Source organism: Methylobacterium sp. 285MFTsu5.1 (assembly GCF_000383455.1).
Taxonomy (GTDB): domain Bacteria; phylum Pseudomonadota; class Alphaproteobacteria; order Rhizobiales; family Beijerinckiaceae; genus Methylobacterium.
This window is the reverse complement of the sequence record NZ_KB911276.1, coordinates 58943-75238: the sequence shown is the minus strand read 5'-3', so window position 1 is coordinate 75238 and position 16296 is coordinate 58943. Positions and strand designations below refer to the sequence as shown.

The following is a 16296-nucleotide window of genomic DNA, read 5'->3' as shown; positions in this document are numbered from 1 at the left end:
GTCAGGGCTCCCCGTCGGTCCCGCGCCGCTCGACCAGCGCGGCGACGGCGCGGAACACCAGGACGGTGACCAGCAGCGACAGGGCGGTCGAGACGACCAGCACGAGGGCCAGTTTGGCGCCTTGCGCCCGCAGCAGGTCGAGGCGGCCGACGACGCCGACGCCCGCGGGGACGAACAGGAGCGACAGGTTCATCAGCAGCCCGCGCGCGGTCGTCTCGAGCGTCCCGTCGGTCAGCGGCTTCGGCAGCACGCGCGGTAGGCCGAGGCGGGCATTGTCGCGCAGCAGCAGGAACGCGAACATCAGGCCCATGCCGATCACCGGCCCCGGGATCGGGACGCCCGCGCCGCGCGCGAGGGCTTCGCCCAGCAGCTGCGCGAGCAGGATCAGGGCCAGGCTGGCGATCATCGCGGGCGGCCGGGACTACGCGGCCGCGACGCCCTGCTGTCCGCTGCGGCGGGCCGCCGCGATGGCGGCCTCGTCGAAGCCGAGCAGGCGGCCGAGGCGCTCGACCAGCGCCTCCTCGAACTCGTCGACGTTGCCGTCCGCCGCCGCCACCGACCACGCCATGGTCAGCAGCTCTTCGCGCTCGGACCGGTCGGCCTCGTGCGGGATCATCTCCACGAGGCTCGCCACGTCGCGCACCTCCGAATCCATGGCGGCGGCGCGCTCGATCAGCGCCCGCGCCGCATCCGGACCGTCGGCGTAGTGGCCCTGCACGAGGCGCGAGAGGCGCTCGCTCTCGGCCGGCGCCAGGATGCCGTCGACGCGGGCGACGTGGACGAGGAGCGCGGTGGCCGCGAGATGCGTCTCGTCCACGGTCTCTTGCGTGCCGACGCCGAGAGCCTCGGCCGCGTAGGCGCGCAGGCGTGCGATCAGGGACATGGCGGCTCCGGGGGATCGTGCACCGCAACAGTTCGGGCCCCGGCGGCGCGCCGTCAAGCACGCCGCCGCACGTCGCGCCGGACCGTGTCCCGGTTGCATCGCCGGCGCGGCGCTCACCGGCGCGCTGCGGCCTCCGCCCCCGTCACCAGCGGCGCGAGGATCGCCTCGGCCGCCCGGACGGTCGCCGGCCCGGCCTCGGCGGGCGTGCCGGCGCGGAAGGGCGGCGCCGGGGCGTACTCGGCGACGAGCTGCGCGGTGCGGGCGTAGGTATCCCCGCGCAGGCGCGCGGCGAGCGCCAGCCCGAGATCGAGCCCCGCCGAGACCCCGGCCGCGGTGACGCGGTCGCGGTCGAAGACGACGCGCTCGGCCACCGGACGGGCGCCCAGGAGCGGCAGCACCGCGTCGCGCACGCTCCAGTGGGACGTCGCGCGGTAGCCGCGCAGCAGGCCCGCCGCCCCGAGGATCAGCGACCCGGTGCAGACGCTGGCGATCCAGCCGGCCCGCGCGGCGCGGTCGCGCAGGAAGGCGAGGAGCGCAGCGTCGCCCATCTGTGCGGGGGTGCCGTCGCCTCCGGGGACGAACAGGACGTCGAGGTCCGCCGGGCAGGTCGCGAAGCCGTGGGTCGCCACCAGGACGAGGCCGGTGTCGCTCGTCACCGGCCCGGGCTCCGCGCCGACGAGGTGGAGGCTGCCGGGGGCGAGGCCGGCGAGGAAGGTCTGCGGCCCCACGAGATCGAGCGCGGTGAGGCCCGGATAGACCAGCATGGCGATCCGGACGGGCCGATCCGGCGGGATCGGCGCCGGATCGCCGGCGCCGGCGGCCAGGGCCGGACGGAGCGGCGCGGCGAGGGCTGCAGCGAGCGCGGCGGCGACGAGATCGCGGCGGCTGGCGTCCGGCGCGGTCACGGGCGCGCCGGGCGGGTCACAGGGCCCAGGCCGCGTCGCGGTAGGCGCTGTCCCAGAACTGCCACTCGAGCCGGGTGGCCTGCGTGAACGCCCGGTGCATCCGCGCGCGCTCGGCCTCCGACGCGTCCCGCGCCGCGCAGTCGGTGGCGGCGATCATGGCCGCGACCGCTGCGGCGAAATCGTCGCCCGCGTAGGTGTCGATCCAGGCGCGATACGGGTTGTCGGGCTGCGCGCGGGCGAAGATGTCGTCGCCGACCGCCTTGTAGATCCAGAAGCAGGGCAGCAGGGCCGCGCAGAGGACCGCGTAGGGCTCGGCGTAGGCGGTGGCCGTGAGGTAGCTGACGTAGTGGTCGCAGGCCGGCGTCAGGGGCGTGGCCGCGAAGGTGTCCGGCCCGATGCCGTAGTCGCGGAAGAAGCCGCCGTGGAGGGCGCGCTCGACCACGATCGCCTCCTGCGCGGCGCGGGAGAACTGCACGATCGTGTCCGGATCCGGCGCCTTCGCGGCGGCGAGGCTCAGCGCCCGGCCGAAGCCGATCAGGTAGTGCGCGTCCTGCACGATGTAGTGCCGGAACCGGTCCTGCGGCAGCGTGCCGGCGGCGAGCTCGGCGTTGAACGGCATCGACCGGATGGTCTCGTAGGCGGCGGCGTTGCGCGCCCAGGCCTCCCAGGAGAAGGCGTCGTCAGGTCCGGGGGATGCCACGGCTTAGCCCTGCCGCTGCGCGTGGGTGACGGCGACGTGGATCAGCTCGGCGAGGGTGCGCACGCCGAGCTTCTGGCGCATCTGCGAGCAGGCGTTCGTCACGGTCTTGTAGCTCACCGACAGGTCGGCCGCGATGGCTCCGTAGGAGCGGCCCTGCGCGAGGCGCGCCAGGATCTGCTGCTCGCGGGGGGTCAGCTGCGATTCCGGCGCGCGGCGGGCGTCGGCGCGCAGCATCGCCACCTCGGTGGCGAGGCGCCGGTCGAGGTAGACCTCGCCGACGCGGACCTTGGCGAAGGCCTCGAACAGCTCGGCCGAGGCGTGGTCCTTGAGGACGTAGCCCAGGGCCCCCGCCTCGAGGGCGCGGGCGACGATCACCGGGTCGTTGTGCATGCTGAAGACCAGGATGCGCGTCTCGGGCGCGACCGCCCGGATCCGCCGGATCAGGCCGAGCCCGGCCATGCCGCTGCCCTGGAAGGTCAGGTCGCAGATCACGACCGGCGGGCGGAGCCGGTGGAAGATCCGGTAGCCGCCGACGACTGTCGTCGCCTCCGCGATGGTCTCGACGCCGGAATCCTCCAGCACGCGTCGACAGCCCTGCAGGACGATGGGGTGATCATCGATGACGAGAACCGGCAGGCGCGTGGCGGCGGCGTCGATCTGGGATGCGATGGCGTTCATGCGCTCGGCGCGGTGTTGTTCTCGTCGCCCCGGTCGGGCGGAACGGGGATCGTGATCCGGACGATCGCCCCGGGGCCGGCATTGTCAAGGGCGAAGGTGCCGTCGAGGGCCTCCACGCGCTCGCGCATCCCCGACAGACCGAGCCCGGTACCGTGTTCCGGCGGGATTCCGGTGCCGTTGTCGCGGATGGTGAGGTCGATCCGGCCGCCGGTCTCGGCTGCCTCGGCCTCCACCCGGGTCGCGGCGCCGTGCCGCACGGCGTTGGTGGCGCTCTCCTGAACGCAGCGGAACACCGTGAGGTCGACGAGGTCGCCGTAGCCCCGGGCCAGCCCGTCGAAGCGGCCCGCGAAGGTGATGCCGGGATGGCGCTGCTCGAAGCCGCGCAGGAGTAGGTCGAGGCAGGTCGCCAGGGGCGCCTGCCCGAGGCCGTGCGGCCGCAGGCGGTTCAGGAGTTCCCGGTTGACGGTCTGGACCTGCCCGACGATCGCGCTGATCTCGGCCGCCCGGGCGGCGAGCTTCTCGCGGCTCGGCTCGGCCGTGCCGGAGGCGATGCGGCCGATCGAGGCGGCGTTGGCCTCAAGGGCGAACAGGCACGGACCAAACTCGTCGTGCAGCTCCAGGGCCGTCCGGCGGCGCTCGTCGTCCTGCGCGGTCAGGAGCTGGCGGTTGAGGCGGCCGTTGGCGGCCCGGACCTCGCCCAGGGCCTCGGCGACCTTGTTGAACCGCTCGGCGATCACGGCCAGCTCCCGGGCGCCGGGCGGCTCCAGGCGGGCGGTGTAGTCGTGGTGCTCCAGCTGGGTCAGGCCGGCGCCGAGCCGCCGCAGCGGCGCGAGGATCCGGCCCAGCGCGATGTAGAGCGCGATCAGCATCGCGGCGTTGATCGCCAGGGTGGTCAGCGAGAGCGCCCGGGCGTAGCCCCAGATCTCGTCGATCTCGTCCATCGGCTGCGTGGTGATCTGCGCCGTGCCGAGCCGCCGCCCGTTGACGACGATCGGAAGGGCGTGGCGCTCGATCGGCGGCATGATCAGGTCGGCGAACCAGCGCGGCGCCTCCCGGTCGGCGCGCGGCGGCGGCAGCGGCCGGCCGACCTCGTCGCCGTCCGCGTCGAGCACAGCGACCCGGACGTGCCGGAGGACCTTGAAGCGCAGGTCGAGGGTCTGGAGCAGCGTGTCGGGCGCGGCCGTGTCGGACAGGCGGATCGTGTCGGCCACTAGCGACTCGACGGTCGCGAGCGACGCGCGGGTCTCGACGCGCACGGCCGACCGGGCGTTCAGGACGATGACCGCGCAGGAGATCACGGCCGCGAAGGCGTCGATCAGCAGGACCACCGCGACGAGCCGCGCGCGGGTGGACCACGCCGACCAGGGCCAGCGGCGGAGCCGGGGAGCGTCCGGCGCTTCGGCCGTCTCGGTACGCGGGGACAGGTTCGGGCGGGTATCCACGCGCTGACGCATAGCGACCGCGCCGGCGAAGTCCATGGCGCCCGCCGCGGGCGGCCGGCGGAGTGGCGACCCGGACGTGCTCAGGCCGCCCCGCCCCCAGTGCCGCGGACGGGGCGAACACCGATTCTTAAGCGGCGTGGCGTAATCTTGTGGATAGCCGCGCCAGGACTGGCTGGGCAGGCAATTCGGACCGACATCATTGCGCCGTATTGCAGCTCCTCTATCGCCACCAGAGTCGAACCAGCTTCGAATCCTCGGAGTGTGGCGGCCGGTGAAGGGGAGCCCGGTCGCGCGCGGCGTGTATCGTGTCAGAGACCCCGGCCTATGATCGATCTCAACCTCGACCCGTCCGAGACCCGGCCTGACCGGACGCCGTCGGCCAAGCCCGGGCCGTCGCTGAACCTCAAGGTCGTGCTGTTCAGCGTGGCCGGCGCGAGCGCGCTGGTCGGCTTCGGCGTCGCCGCCTCGACGGTGATGGCCGGCCTGGCGGCGCCGACCCCCGTGAAGATCATCGCGTCCCGGCAGGCCGCGGACTGGCCGGAGCTGAAGGACGGGCTGCCCGCCATCAAGGGCTCCGTCCAGGCGGCGGCCGCCCCGGCGCAGCCCGCCAAGCCGGAGACACCGGCGCTCAGGATGGTGTCGCTGCCGGAGGCGTTCGCGGCGATCACGCCCGCGCCGACGCCGCCCGCGCCCGACGCCCCGCGGCCGGCGGCCCCGCGGCCCGCGAAGGTCGCCGCCGCCCCCGTCGCGCCGACGCAGCGCATCCCGGTTCCGACGCCCGTCACGCCGGTCGCGGCCGCGCGGGAAGTCGCGCCGCTGGCGCCGGGCCGCACGGCCGCGCTTCAGACGCCCCGCGCCTCCGAGACGGTCCGGGCCCGCGAGCTCGTCGAGCCGGCCGCGCCGAAGCCGGTGGCGGAGAGCACCGAGCGCGCGGAGAAGGCCGAGCGTCCCGAGAAGAAGGAGCGGGCCGAGAAGACGGAGCGCTCCGGGAAATCGGAGAGGACGGAGCGCGCCGAGAAGATCGAGCGCCCCGAGAAGCCCGTGCCCAAGGCGGCGACCCGCCAAACGCCCGCGCCGACGCGGACCGCCGATAAGGCGAAGGGCGCCGCCACCGCGACCGTTGCCCAGGCGGAGCCCGCCGAGGCTGAGGATACCGAGGTGCTCGGCATCAAGCTCCCGTCCCTGGCGCCGGCCGGGCGGAAGCTGAAGGAGAGCGTCGACGCCCTCGGTGACGCCGTCAAGAACGTCTTCTGATCCGCCGCGGCGGCCCCGCTCACGGGGCCGGACGTCTGCCGGGGCCGGCGCTCAGGCCCGGCCCGTCTGGCGCCCGGCCTTGTCGCCCTTCGGCCCGGTGCGCTCGGCCTTGCGCTGGTGCTTGCCGGCCCGCGGGCTCGCGAATCCCTTCGGCCCGGCGGGCGGGCCCCGGCGCTCGGCCGGCGCCCCATCGCCCGCGAGCGCTTCGACCTGGATCTCCGGCGAGCCGTTGCGGGCGAAGGATTCGGCGAAGCGCGCCGCCGCGTTGCCACGCACCTCGAACTTGGTCTCGCGGTCGAAGATCCGGATGGCGCCGATCTCCTGGCGCCCGATCCCGCCCCGACGGGTCAGCATCGGCAGCAGCCGGCGCGGGTCGGCGTTGTCGCGGCGGCCGAGGTTCAGCCGGAACCAGACCGCCGGGCCCATGGCGGCGATCCGCTCCGGGTCCATCGGGTCGTAGGGCGGACGCTCGCCGCGGGGCGCGCGGCCCTCGCCCGGATCGCTGACCTCCTCGGGGGCCGGCAGGCGGGTGCGGTACACGCGGGCCAGGAGCGCGGCGAGCTCCTCGGGGCTCTTGCCGGCGAGCAGCGTCTCGGCCAGCGCGACGTCCTCCTCGGCCGGCGGCTCGGCGAAGAGCGGGTCGGAGAGCATGCGCTCGCCGTCGAGCCGGCGGATCTCGTCGGCCGAGGGCGGTCCCGACCATTCGGGGCTCACCTTGGCGATGGCGAACATCTGCTCGGCCCGGCGCCGCCGGGAATTGGGGATCAGCAGCACCGAGGTGCCCTTGCGGCCGGCGCGGCCGGTGCGGCCGCTGCGGTGCTGGAGCACCTCGGCGTCGTGCGGGAGATCCGCGTGGATGACGAGGCTGAGCGACGGCAGGTCGATGCCGCGGGCGGCCACGTCGGTGGCGACGCAGACGCGGGCGCGGCCATCGCGCAGGGCCTGGAGCGCGGCGTTGCGCTCGCCCTGCCCCAGCTCGCCCGAGAGCGCCACCACCGAGAAGCCCCGCTCGGTCAGGCTGGCCTGGAGGTGCCGGACGGCGTTGCGGGTGTTGCAGAAGACGATCGCGGTCTTGGCGTCCGCCTCGCGCAGAAGGTTGAGCACCACGTGCTCGGTCTCCCGCGGCATGATCCGCACCGCGCGGTAGGCGATGTCGGCGTGGCCCTTGGTCTCGCCCTTGATCGCGAGCCGGAGGGCCCCGCGCTGGTAGCGCTCGGCCAGCGTCTCGATCGCCTTCGGCAGGGTCGCGGAGAACAGGTAGGTGGCCCGCTCCGCGGGCGTCGCCGAGAGGATGAACTCGATGTCCTCGCGGAAGCCGAGATCGAGCATCTCGTCCGCCTCGTCGAGGACCACGGCGCGCAGCGCCGTCGGGTCGAGGTTGCGGCGCTCGAGGTGGTCGCGCAGGCGGCCCGGCGTCCCGACCACGATGTGGGTGCCGTCCGCGAGCATCCGGCTCTCCCGGCGCGGATCCATGCCGCCGACGCAGGCCGCAACCCGGCCACCGGCCGGGCCGTAGAGCCAGGACAGCTCCCGCTGGACCTGCAGGGCAAGTTCCCGGGTCGGGGCGATCACGAGGGCGAGGGGCGCCGCCGGGGGCGGCAGATGCTCGGCCTCCCCGATCAGCATGCTGGCCATGGCGAGGCCGTAGGCCACGGTCTTGCCGGACCCGGTCTGGGCCGAGACGAGGAGGTCGCGGGAGCCGGCGGCGGCTTCCAGCACGGCGGCCTGGACCGGCGTCGGGTCGGCGTAGCCGCGGTCGCTCAGGGCCCGCGCGAGGGGGGCGGGCAGGGTCGGGAAAGGCAAGCTTCGGGAACTCTCAACGGCCGTGCCGCGCCCGGCAGCGCGCCATCGCGCGGCGGGGGAATCAGGCGCCGGACTTTATTCGGGTGCCGGGAAGGTAACGCCAACCGGGCCGACTGACCACTCCCGTCGCAGCATGGGGCGGTTGCGCGCGCTCGATCCGGGATCCGGCCCGCCTCATCGGCGCGCGAATGGACCCGCGGCCGATCGGCCGTCGACGCCGACACTGGTCCGACGACCTGCTAAGGCTCCCGTGAATCGCGCACGTCGAGGCCCGACGCGAACCGAGCGGAGTACACGTTCATCATGATGGCAGCCCTGCGGGTGGCGGTAGCCTGGGCGACGGTTCTCGCCTTCACGTGGTTCGGCAAGGACTGGCTCGGGGACCTGTCTCAGCCGCTGTTCGCGGGGGGCCTGTTCGCGTGGCTGCTCGCCGTGATCGTCTGGGCCGCCTTCGGCGTGGTGCACGAGGCCGAAGAACTGGCACACCGCCTCGGCGAGCCCCTCGGGACGCTGGTCCTGACGCTGGCGATCGTCATCATCGAGGTGGCGCTGATCTCCGCCGTGATGCTGTCGGCCAAGGACGCGCCGACCCTCGGTCGCGACACGATGTTCGCGGTGCTGATGATCGTGCTGAACGGCGTCGTCGGGCTGGGCCTCCTGGTCGGCGGCCTGCGCCACCACCAGCAGCGGTACAACCTCCAGGGTGCCTCGGCCTTCATGGCGGTGATCATCCCGCTCACCACGATCGCGCTGATCATCCCGAACTTCACCAGTTCCACCAGCGACGGGACCCTGACGACGCTTCAGGCGGTCACGTTCTTGGTGTTCACCCTCGCCCTCTACGGCGTGTTCCTGCTCATCCAGACCGGGCGCCACAGCGAGTTCTTCATCGACGCGGAGATCCCCGAGGCGACGGAGCCGCCGCACGGCGCGGATCCGGTCTCGGGCGGCAGCGTCGCCAAGCATGTCGGCCTGCTGCTCGCCAACGTCCTGCCGATCGTGATCCTGGCCAAGAGCCTCGCGGTGATCCTCGACCACGGCATCGCGGCGCTCGGCGCGCCGACGGCGCTGGGCGGCGTGCTGATCGCCGCCATCGTGTTCACGCCGGAGGGGATCTCGGCGCTCAAGGCGGTGGCCCGCAACGAGCTCCAGCGGGCGATCAACCTGTGCCTGGGGGCGGCCACCTCCACGGTCGGCCTCACCGTGCCGGCGATCCTGACCATCGGGCTGCTCACCGGCCAGACCGTGGTGCTCGGCCTCAAGCCGACCGAGATGACCCTGCTGGCCGTGACGCTGATCCTCAGCGCCCAGACCTTCTCGGGCTCGCGCACCACCGTGCTGGAGGGCGCGGTGCACCTCGTGCTGTTCTTCGTCTACCTCGTGCTGATCTTCAGCCCCTGATTCGGCTTCCGGCGGAACGCTTCGGTCGGCGCAACCCGCTCCGTCATCGCGAGCGCAGCGAAGCGACCCGGGGCGGCGCGACGTTGGAGAATGTGGCGCACTCTGGATTGCTTCGCTTCGCTCGCAACGACGACAGAGCCGAGATCCTCGACCGGAAAGCGCCAGGCCTCGTTCAGGCGCCGAAGCGCTCGGTGCGGATCAGGCCCGGCGCGACGCCCTGCGCCAGGATCAGGTCCGAGGCCGCGGCCACGAACCGGTTCGAGCCGCAGAGGAACACCTTCCCGGGCGCCCCGATCCGCGCCAGCGCGTCGGCGACGAGGTGCGCGTCGATCCGCTTGCCGCCGGGCTCGCGCGTGGTGGCGAGATGCAGGGAGAAGTTGGGATCCGTCTCGGCGAGCCGCTCCAGCTCGGCGACCGCGATCGCCTCCGCGCGGGTGCGGGCCGAGTAGATCAGCGCCGCCGGGATCGCCCGCCAGTGCTGCGCCCGCCGCCGCAGCATCGCCAGGAGCGGCACCACGCCGGACCCGCCGCCGCCCAGGAGCAGCGGCCCGCCGTCGGACCCGTCCCAGGAGAACGAGCCGCCGATCGGCCCGCGCAGCTCGACCCGGTCGCCGACCTCGGCGCAGTGCGAGAACCAGCCCGAGACCTCGCCGTCCGGCAGGGCCTCGATCATCAGCTCCAGGGTGCCGCTGCCGTCCTGCGCCGAGGCGATGGAATAGCTCCGCTGCGCTTGGTAGCCGTCCTCGGCGGTGAGCCGGACATCGACGTGCTGCCCGGCCCGGTAGGACTCGGCGAGGCCGCAGCGCAGCCGGACGCTCTTCACGTGCGGCGTCACCGGCGCGATCGCGGTGATCTCCGCCTCGTGCCAGCGGAAGACGATGGGCTCGAACGCCGGGTCAGTCACTGTGTCCGTCACCGCGTCAGTCACCACCTCAGGAACCGCCTCAGTCACCGATGTAGCGCTGCTCACGCCAGGGATCCCCGTACATGTGGTAGCCGCGCAATTCCCAGAAACCGGCCGTGTCGGTCTGAGTGAACCGCAGGCCCTTCACCCACTTGGCGCTCTTCCAGAAATAGAGGTGCGGCACGAACAGCCGCGCCGGGCCGCCGTGATCCGGATGGATCGGCTGACCCTCGTAGCGCGTCGCCACCAGGGCGCGACCGCCCACGAGGTCGGCCACCGGGACATTCGTGGTGTAGTCGTCGTGGGATTCCGCCAGGAGGTAGCCGGTCGGTGCCGTGATCCCGGCATCGGCCAGGATGTCGTCGAAGCTGACGCCCTCCCAGGTCGTGTCGAACTTCGACCACTTGGTGACGCAGTGGATGTCGCCGCGCCAGGTGGTGCGGGGCAGCGCCTCGAACTCCGCCCAGCTCCACGCCTTGATCGGCCGGGATCCCTCGCGCAGCGTGAACCGCCACGTCGCCATGTCGACGGTCGGGTTGGGGCCGATCTGGAGGATCGGGAAATCGTCGGTGAGATATTGACCCGGCGGCAGGCGCGCGCCGGTCTCGGGCGGCTGCCTGCGTCCGACGAAGCCCCGTGTCACCATGACGGTCGCCGCTCCTCTCGCTCGCCCTCCGGCTCGCCCCCGGGTTTGGTGCGGCGGAGCACCTCACGTCAAGCCGGCACGTGCGGCCGAACAAACGCCCCAAAGCTCGGGTGTGCTAGCAGCTCTGTGCCGATCGATCGGCACGAATCGCCTGCTTTCAGGGGGATGTCATGAAGTACCTTCTCGCGACGAGCCTTGTCGTCGGGAGCCTCGCCACGCTCGCGCCGGCCGCCCAGGCCCGCGACGGCATCGGCGCCGGCGGCGCGGCCGCCCTCGGCGTGCTCGGCGGCCTGGCCGTCGGCGGCGCCATCGCGTCGGCCAACAACGGCTACTACCCGGGCCGCCCGGTCTACCGCGCCCCGCCGCCGGTCTACGTCGAGGAGGATTACGGCCCGGTCTGCCACTTCGAGCGCCGCCGGACCTACGATGCCTACGGCGACGTCTACATCCGCCGCGTCCGCGTCTGCGAGTAGGCGGCTTCCGGAGTCGCCTCTGCGGCGGGCGCCGGTTTCAGGCGCTCGGCGCAGGCGATCCCGGCCAGCACCAGGGCCAGGGCGACCCCTTCCGTCGCGCCGAACGGCTCGCCGACCAGCAGGACGGCGAGGATCGCGCCGAAGATCGGCACGAGGTTGACGAACAGGCCGGCGCGGTTCGGGCCGATGATCTCGACGCCGCGCATGAAGAAGAGCTGCGCCAGCAGCGACGGCCCGAGGCCCACGAAGGCGACCATCAGCCAGCCCTCGCGGTTGGGCCAGACGGCGTGGCCCGTCGCCCACTCGACGGCGAGCGGCGGCAGCGAGGTGACGAAGGCCGCGACCGCCATCGCGGCGAAGAACACCAGGGCCGGCACCTTCGGGCGCGTCGGCAGGAAGATCGTGTAGCCCGCGTAAAGCAGGCAGGCGCCGAAGACGAGCACGTCGCCGCGGTTGAACGCGAGGGTCGTGAGCACCGACAGGTCGCCGTGCGTGGCGGCGAGGCCGGCGCCGACCAGGGTCAGCGCCACGCCCAGGACCTGCCCCGGCGTGACCGGCACCCGGTAGGCGAGCCGGTTCAGGACGATCACCAGCACGGGGATCGCCCCCTGGAACAGGGCGAGGTTGATCGCGCCGGTATGCACACCGGCCGCGTAGAACAGGCAGTTGAAGGCCGTGTAGCCGAGGCCGCCCATCAGCAGGATGCGCAGCCAGTGCGGCCGCAGGAGCGGCCACGCGGCGGCGAGCCGGCGCGCGGCGAAGGGCATGAGCACCAGGCAGGCGACCGCCCATCGGAGCGTCGTGATGACCTGGGGCGACACGTGACCGGGCGCCCAGCGGCTGGTGACGGCGTTGCCGGCCCAGAGCAGCGCCGTGACGGTCAAGAGCAGGTAGGCGGGCGCGGCCGGGGAAGCCCGGCGCGCGCGCCCGGTCGTCAACGGCGGCGGAACTGACCGCCGCGCACCGGCGGGCGGGGTCCGGACGAGCGCTCGTCCTTGTGGCGGAACACGAGGCGGCCCTTCTCAAGGTCGTAGGGCGACATCTCGACCGTCACCCGGTCGCCCGCCAGCGTCTTGATGCGGTTCTTCTTCATCTTGCCGGCCGTGTAGGCCACGATCTCGTGGCCCTGGTCGAGCTGCACGCGGTAGCGCGCATCCGGCAGGATCTCGATCACGAGACCATCGAACTGCATCAATTCTTCTTTCGCCATGCACCTTCTCCAGTCGGACCGTCCGGCAGCAGGCGTTCCGGCAATGCGTGTTCGGCTGTCATCGAGCTCGGGAAACGCCGCAGGGCGCGGATCCGATCCGGTGGACCGCCCGCGCCAGCTCAGCAGCACCGCCCGCATGTAGTCCCCGCGGGAACCGGCCGCAAGTCACGGACACCGAACACGTTCCGTCATCGACACGATTTGCCGGCTCTCAGGGCTCGGCGTCGTTGCCGGCATAGTCGAGGCGACCGTCCGGCGTCCGGCGCCAGATCCGCAGGGCGATCGGTGCTCCGGCGCGGTCGCCCCGCGCGTCGAAGGCCACCGATCCGAGCAGCGTCCGGGACGGCCCCGTCCGCACGGCCTCGGCCACCTTGTGGCCGTCCGCGATGCGGCCGGTCCTCGGGTCGGCGGCGCGGGTGCGCTCGGTCGCCTGCGCCAGGAGCTCCACGGCCGCGTAGGCGTTGGCCGCGACGCTCTCCGCCTCGGGCGAGCGCGGCACCGGGCGAGCGCCGCGGATCTCGGGCAGGCGCGGCGGATCGGGAACCAGGGTCATGACCGTCCCCTCCCCGTCCCCGTCGACCGCGGCGAAGGCGGGGTCGAGGATGCCGTCGCTCGCCACCAGCGTCGCGCCGAGGCCGGCCTCGCGCATGGCGCGGAGCAGGGTCGCGGCCTCGGGCGCGAGGCCGCCGAAATACACCGCGTCGGGGCGCGCCGCCTTCAGCCGCGCGACGAGGTCCGCGAGGTCGCGGGTGCCCCGGGGGAAGCCGTCGAACAGCACCTCCGGCGTGCCGGCCTCCTTCAGCCGCGCCGCCACCGCGTCGGCGAGGCCGCGGCCGAAGGTCGAGCGGTCGCTGAGGATCCCGACCCGGCGTCCCGCGAAGGCCTTCGCCAGGTAGGCCCCGGCCGCCCGACCCTGCTGGGCGTCGCTCGGTCCGAGGCGGAACAGGTTCCACAGACCCCGGCCGGTCAGCGGCCCGTAGGACGCCCCCGGCGCGACCATGACTGCGCCCGCCTCCTCGTAGACGGGCGCCGCGGCCGCGACCGCCCCGGATTCAAGCGGTCCGACGACGAGGCGCACCCCGTCGGCGGCGAACTTCTTCGCGACGGCGACGGCCTGCCGGGCCTCGCCGCCGTCGTCGGCCGGGACGAGGACCCAGCGCGAGCGGCCGCCCGCGGCGCGGTTGAGATCGGCCACCGCCTGCTCGGCGCCCTGCCGGAGCCCCTGGCCGAAGGCGGAATCCGGACCGGTCAGCGGCGCCGACAGGCCGATCCGCACCGGTGCCTGCGCGACGGCCGGGGCGGCCGCGAGGAGAAGGGCGAGGAACGGGAGGAGGCGACGGATCATGGCGGCACTCTAGGACCGTCTCCGCCCCGACCGGAAGGGCGCCGCTCCCGGATCGCCCGGACTATCGTCGGGCGCAGCGTCGCGCAGATCGTTGAGCGGATCGGGACGCTGATGCGCGCGGAAGCGCTGGCGGGCGAGCGCGATGTGCGGAATAAGGGCGTCGGCCCGGCCCGTCGCCGGGCGTGCCGGCGCCCCTCCGCGCGTCGCCGGCCGAGACCCTCTGGGACGATTGACGATCATGACCTCGCTGTTCGCCGGCATCCAGGACGCGCCGCTCGACCCGATCATGCGCCTGTTCGAGGCCTTCAACGCCGACCCGAGCCCCAAGAAGCTCAACCTCGTGGTCGGCGTGTACACGGACGCGGACGGCAAGGTGCCGCGCCTGCGCGCCGTGCAGACCGCCGAGAAGCGCTGGATCGAGAAGGGCCTGCCGAAGACCTACCGGCCGATCGAGGGCACCAAGCCGTTCCGCGACGCGGTCCAGGAACTCCTGTTCGGCAAGGGCGCGCCGATCCTGTCCCAGAACCGGGCCGCGACGCTCCAGAGCATCGGCGGCACCGGCGCGCTGAAGACCGGCGCCGACCTGCTCGCCAAGCTCTACCCGAACGCCACCGTGGCGGTGAGCAACCCGAGCTGGGAGAACCACAAGGCGCTGTTCAGCCAGGCCGGCTTCACCGTGGTCGACTATCCCTACTTCTCGGCCGAGACCGGCGGCGCCGACTACCCGGCCATGAAGGCCTATCTCCAGGATCTGCCGAAGGGCTCGATCGTGGTGCTGCACGCCTGCTGCCACAACCCGACCGGCGCCGATCTCGGCCTCGACGAGTGGCGGGACCTCGTGCCCCTGATGGCCGAGCGCGGCCTGATCCCGTTCCTCGACATCGCCTACCAGGGCTTCGGCAACGGCCTCGACGCCGACGCCGAGCCGGTGCGCCTGTTCGCCGAGTCGGGCCAGGAATTCCTGGTCGCCTCCTCGTTCTCGAAGTCGTTCTCGCTCTACGGCGAGCGCGTCGGCGCGCTCACCATCGTGGCCGAGAACCCGGCCGCGAAGGCCAAGGTCGAGGCCTTCGCCAAGCGGCTGGTGCGGGCGAGCTACTCGAACCCGCACACCCACGGCGCGGCGATCGTCGAGATCGTGCTCACCGACCCGGAGCTGCGCGCCGACTGGGAGCGGGAACTCGGCGAGATGCGCGACCGGATCCGCGCCATGCGCGAGCGGATGGCCGACAGCCTGCAGCAGCGTCACCCGGAGCGCGGCTTCGACGCCATCAAGGCGCAGAAGGGCATGTTCTCCTACACGGGCCTGAGCCCCGCCGAGGCCACCCGCCTGCGCGAGGACCACGAGGTCTACGCCCTGGAGACGGGCCGGATCTGCGTCGCCGCCGTCAACACCCACAACATCGACCACGTCATCGACGCGATCGACGCGGTGGTGAAGGGCTGAACCGGGTGTCGGCCACCAAGCGCGTCTGCCGATTCAACGTCTGGATCAATCCGGTCTTCGACGCGCGCCTGGGGGCCGAGCCCGACATCGACCTGCAGGTCGGCGACCTGCAGGGACCGGAGGACGCGCTCGCGGCGCTGCTGGCGCGGGCCCACGTCCTCCACGTATCGCCGGCGCGGGACGAGCTGCCGCGCCGCTGGCACGTGACCGACGCGCTGCTCGCCGAATGCCCGAATCTGCTCGCGGTCTCGTCGGCCGGGGCGGGCTTCGACACGGTGGACGCCGCCGCCTGCACCCGGGCCGGCGTCGCGGTGGTGAACCAAGTGGGCGGCAATGCCCGCTCGGTGGCGGAACTGGCGATCGGCCTGATGCTCGCCGTCTCGCGCAAGATCTGCGTCTCCGACCGCCTGCTCCGGACCGCGCGCGGCTTCACCCGCGAATCGCTGATGGGCCACGAGATCGGCGGCGCGACCCTGGGCCTCATCGGGATCGGTCATACCGGCCGGGAGGTCGCCAAGCTGGCCCGCGGCTTCGACATGCGGGTCCTCGCCCACGATCCCCTCCTCCCGGACGCGGAGATCCGGGCCCGCGGCGCGGAGCCGGTGGACCGGGCGCGGCTGCTCGCCGAGTCCGACATCGTGTCCCTTCACTGCCCCCTCGACGACACCACCCGGGGCAGCTTCGACGCCGCGTCCTTCGCGGCGATGAAGCCGGGGGCGCTGTTCATCACCACCGCCCGGGGCCGGGTCCACGACGAGGCGGCGCTCGCCGCCGCGCTCACCGCCGGCCATCTCGCCGGCGCGGGCCTCGATGTCTGGTCGCCGGAACCGCCGTGCCTCGACGCGGCCCTGCTGCAGCTCGACACCGTGGTGGCGACCTACCACACCGCCGGCGTCACCCACGAGGCGCGGCGCAACGTGGCCGCCTGGGGGGCCGAGCAGATCGTCGGCCTGCTCCGGGGCGAGACGCCGCCGCGGCTCGTCAATCCCGAGGTCTGGCCCACGGTCCTCGAGCGCCGGGCGCGGCTGCTCGGCGGCGCCTGAGCGGGAACAGGTCCCGCTCCGCCCTTTCTGGGCGGCGCGCGAACCGGTCACGATCGCTCGGACGACGCGAGAGGCGTCGGCTGTGCAGATGCCCCGCGACCCGGCGTGTTGAGAGCCCGTGCGCCGGAGCGACCCTCCCCTTCCCTCACCGCTCGAACCGGCGAC

General features: G+C 73.3%; 17 protein-coding genes. 5 read left to right on the top strand and 12 right to left on the bottom strand.

Annotation, left to right across the window (positions count from 1 at the left end):
• Position 1: 1 nt before the first annotated feature.
• From H288_RS0113100 to H288_RS0113075, 6 genes are all read right to left on the bottom strand, one after another.
• Positions 2-406, bottom strand: coding sequence for a CidA/LrgA family protein (locus H288_RS0113100; protein ID WP_020093032.1), 405 nt, complete (start codon positions 404-406; stop codon positions 2-4).
• 15 nt (positions 407-421) lie between these two features.
• Positions 422-883: a TerB family tellurite resistance protein gene (locus H288_RS0113095; RefSeq protein ID WP_020093031.1), complete on the bottom strand. Its 462-nt coding sequence runs from the start codon at positions 881-883 to the stop codon at positions 422-424.
• Positions 884-996: 113 nt separating this feature from the next.
• Positions 997-1788: a DJ-1/PfpI family protein gene (locus tag H288_RS0113090; RefSeq protein ID WP_020093030.1), complete on the bottom strand. Its 792-nt coding sequence runs from the start codon at positions 1786-1788 to the stop codon at positions 997-999.
• A gap of 16 nt (positions 1789-1804) precedes the next feature.
• The gene (tenA, locus tag H288_RS0113085) at positions 1805-2488 is read right to left on the bottom strand and encodes a thiaminase II (RefSeq protein ID WP_020093029.1); all 684 of its coding nucleotides are present in this window, start codon (positions 2486-2488) and stop codon (positions 1805-1807) included.
• A gap of 3 nt (positions 2489-2491) precedes the next feature.
• Positions 2492-3166, bottom strand: a complete 675-nt coding sequence (locus H288_RS0113080) for a response regulator transcription factor (protein WP_012320334.1) — start codon at positions 3164-3166, stop codon at positions 2492-2494.
• Entirely contained in the window at positions 3163-4644 is a 1482-nt protein-coding gene (locus H288_RS0113075) for an ATP-binding protein (protein ID WP_020093028.1), read from the bottom strand. The genes H288_RS0113080 and H288_RS0113075 overlap by 4 nt, the downstream gene beginning before the upstream one ends.
• Positions 4645-4932: 288 nt before the next feature.
• Here H288_RS0113075 and H288_RS0113070 point away from each other — a divergent pair, with 288 nt between their 5' ends.
• The gene (locus H288_RS0113070; RefSeq protein WP_020093027.1) at positions 4933-5862 is read left to right on the top strand and encodes a hypothetical protein; all 930 of its coding nucleotides are present in this window, start codon (positions 4933-4935) and stop codon (positions 5860-5862) included.
• Positions 5863-5913: 51 nt separating this feature from the next.
• Here H288_RS0113070 and H288_RS0113065 read toward each other — a convergent pair whose 3' ends face one another.
• Positions 5914-7665, bottom strand: a complete 1752-nt coding sequence (locus H288_RS0113065) for a DEAD/DEAH box helicase (RefSeq protein WP_020093026.1) — start codon at positions 7663-7665, stop codon at positions 5914-5916.
• 303 nt (positions 7666-7968) lie between these two features.
• Between H288_RS0113065 and H288_RS0113060 the strand changes: the two genes are divergently transcribed.
• Positions 7969-9066 (top strand): calcium:proton antiporter, encoded by a 1098-nt coding sequence (locus tag H288_RS0113060; protein WP_020093025.1) that lies wholly within the window; start codon positions 7969-7971, stop codon positions 9064-9066.
• A gap of 172 nt (positions 9067-9238) precedes the next feature.
• Here the strand turns inward: H288_RS0113060 and H288_RS0113055 are convergent, their stop codons facing one another.
• Positions 9239-9982, bottom strand: a complete 744-nt coding sequence (locus tag H288_RS0113055; protein ID WP_234081186.1) for an FAD-binding oxidoreductase — start codon at positions 9980-9982, stop codon at positions 9239-9241.
• A 28-nt stretch (positions 9983-10010) separates the two neighbouring features.
• Complete coding sequence (locus H288_RS0113050; protein ID WP_020093023.1) at positions 10011-10616, bottom strand: sulfite oxidase-like oxidoreductase; 606 nt, start codon at positions 10614-10616, stop codon at positions 10011-10013.
• Between the two features lie 170 nt (positions 10617-10786).
• Here H288_RS0113050 and H288_RS0113045 point away from each other — a divergent pair, with 170 nt between their 5' ends.
• Positions 10787-11089, top strand: a complete 303-nt coding sequence (locus H288_RS0113045; RefSeq protein WP_012320341.1) for a hypothetical protein — start codon at positions 10787-10789, stop codon at positions 11087-11089.
• Here H288_RS0113045 and H288_RS0113040 read toward each other — a convergent pair.
• The 3 genes from H288_RS0113040 to H288_RS0113030 form a co-directional block, all read right to left on the bottom strand.
• Positions 11059-12027, bottom strand: coding sequence for a DMT family transporter (locus tag H288_RS0113040; RefSeq protein WP_020093022.1), 969 nt, complete (start codon positions 12025-12027; stop codon positions 11059-11061). The genes H288_RS0113045 and H288_RS0113040 overlap by 31 nt on opposite strands.
• A complete protein-coding gene (gene infA / locus H288_RS0113035; protein WP_012320343.1) occupies positions 12024-12299 on the bottom strand; it encodes a translation initiation factor IF-1 in 276 nt (91 codons plus the stop codon). Before infA ends, H288_RS0113040 begins: the two co-directional genes overlap by 4 nt.
• A 211-nt stretch (positions 12300-12510) precedes the next feature.
• On the bottom strand, positions 12511-13644 hold the full coding sequence (locus H288_RS0113030) for a branched-chain amino acid ABC transporter substrate-binding protein (protein ID WP_020093020.1): 1134 nt from the start codon (positions 13642-13644) through the stop codon (positions 12511-12513).
• 238 nt (positions 13645-13882) lie between these two features.
• Here H288_RS0113030 and H288_RS0113025 point away from each other — a divergent pair, with 238 nt between their 5' ends.
• Both H288_RS0113025 and H288_RS0113020 read left to right on the top strand, forming a co-directional pair.
• Complete coding sequence (locus tag H288_RS0113025) at positions 13883-15088, top strand: amino acid aminotransferase (protein WP_020093019.1); 1206 nt, start codon at positions 13883-13885, stop codon at positions 15086-15088.
• Between the two features lie 5 nt (positions 15089-15093).
• Positions 15094-16131, top strand: a complete 1038-nt coding sequence (locus H288_RS0113020; RefSeq protein WP_020093018.1) for an NAD(P)-dependent oxidoreductase — start codon at positions 15094-15096, stop codon at positions 16129-16131.
• Positions 16132-16296: the final 165 nt, after the last annotated feature.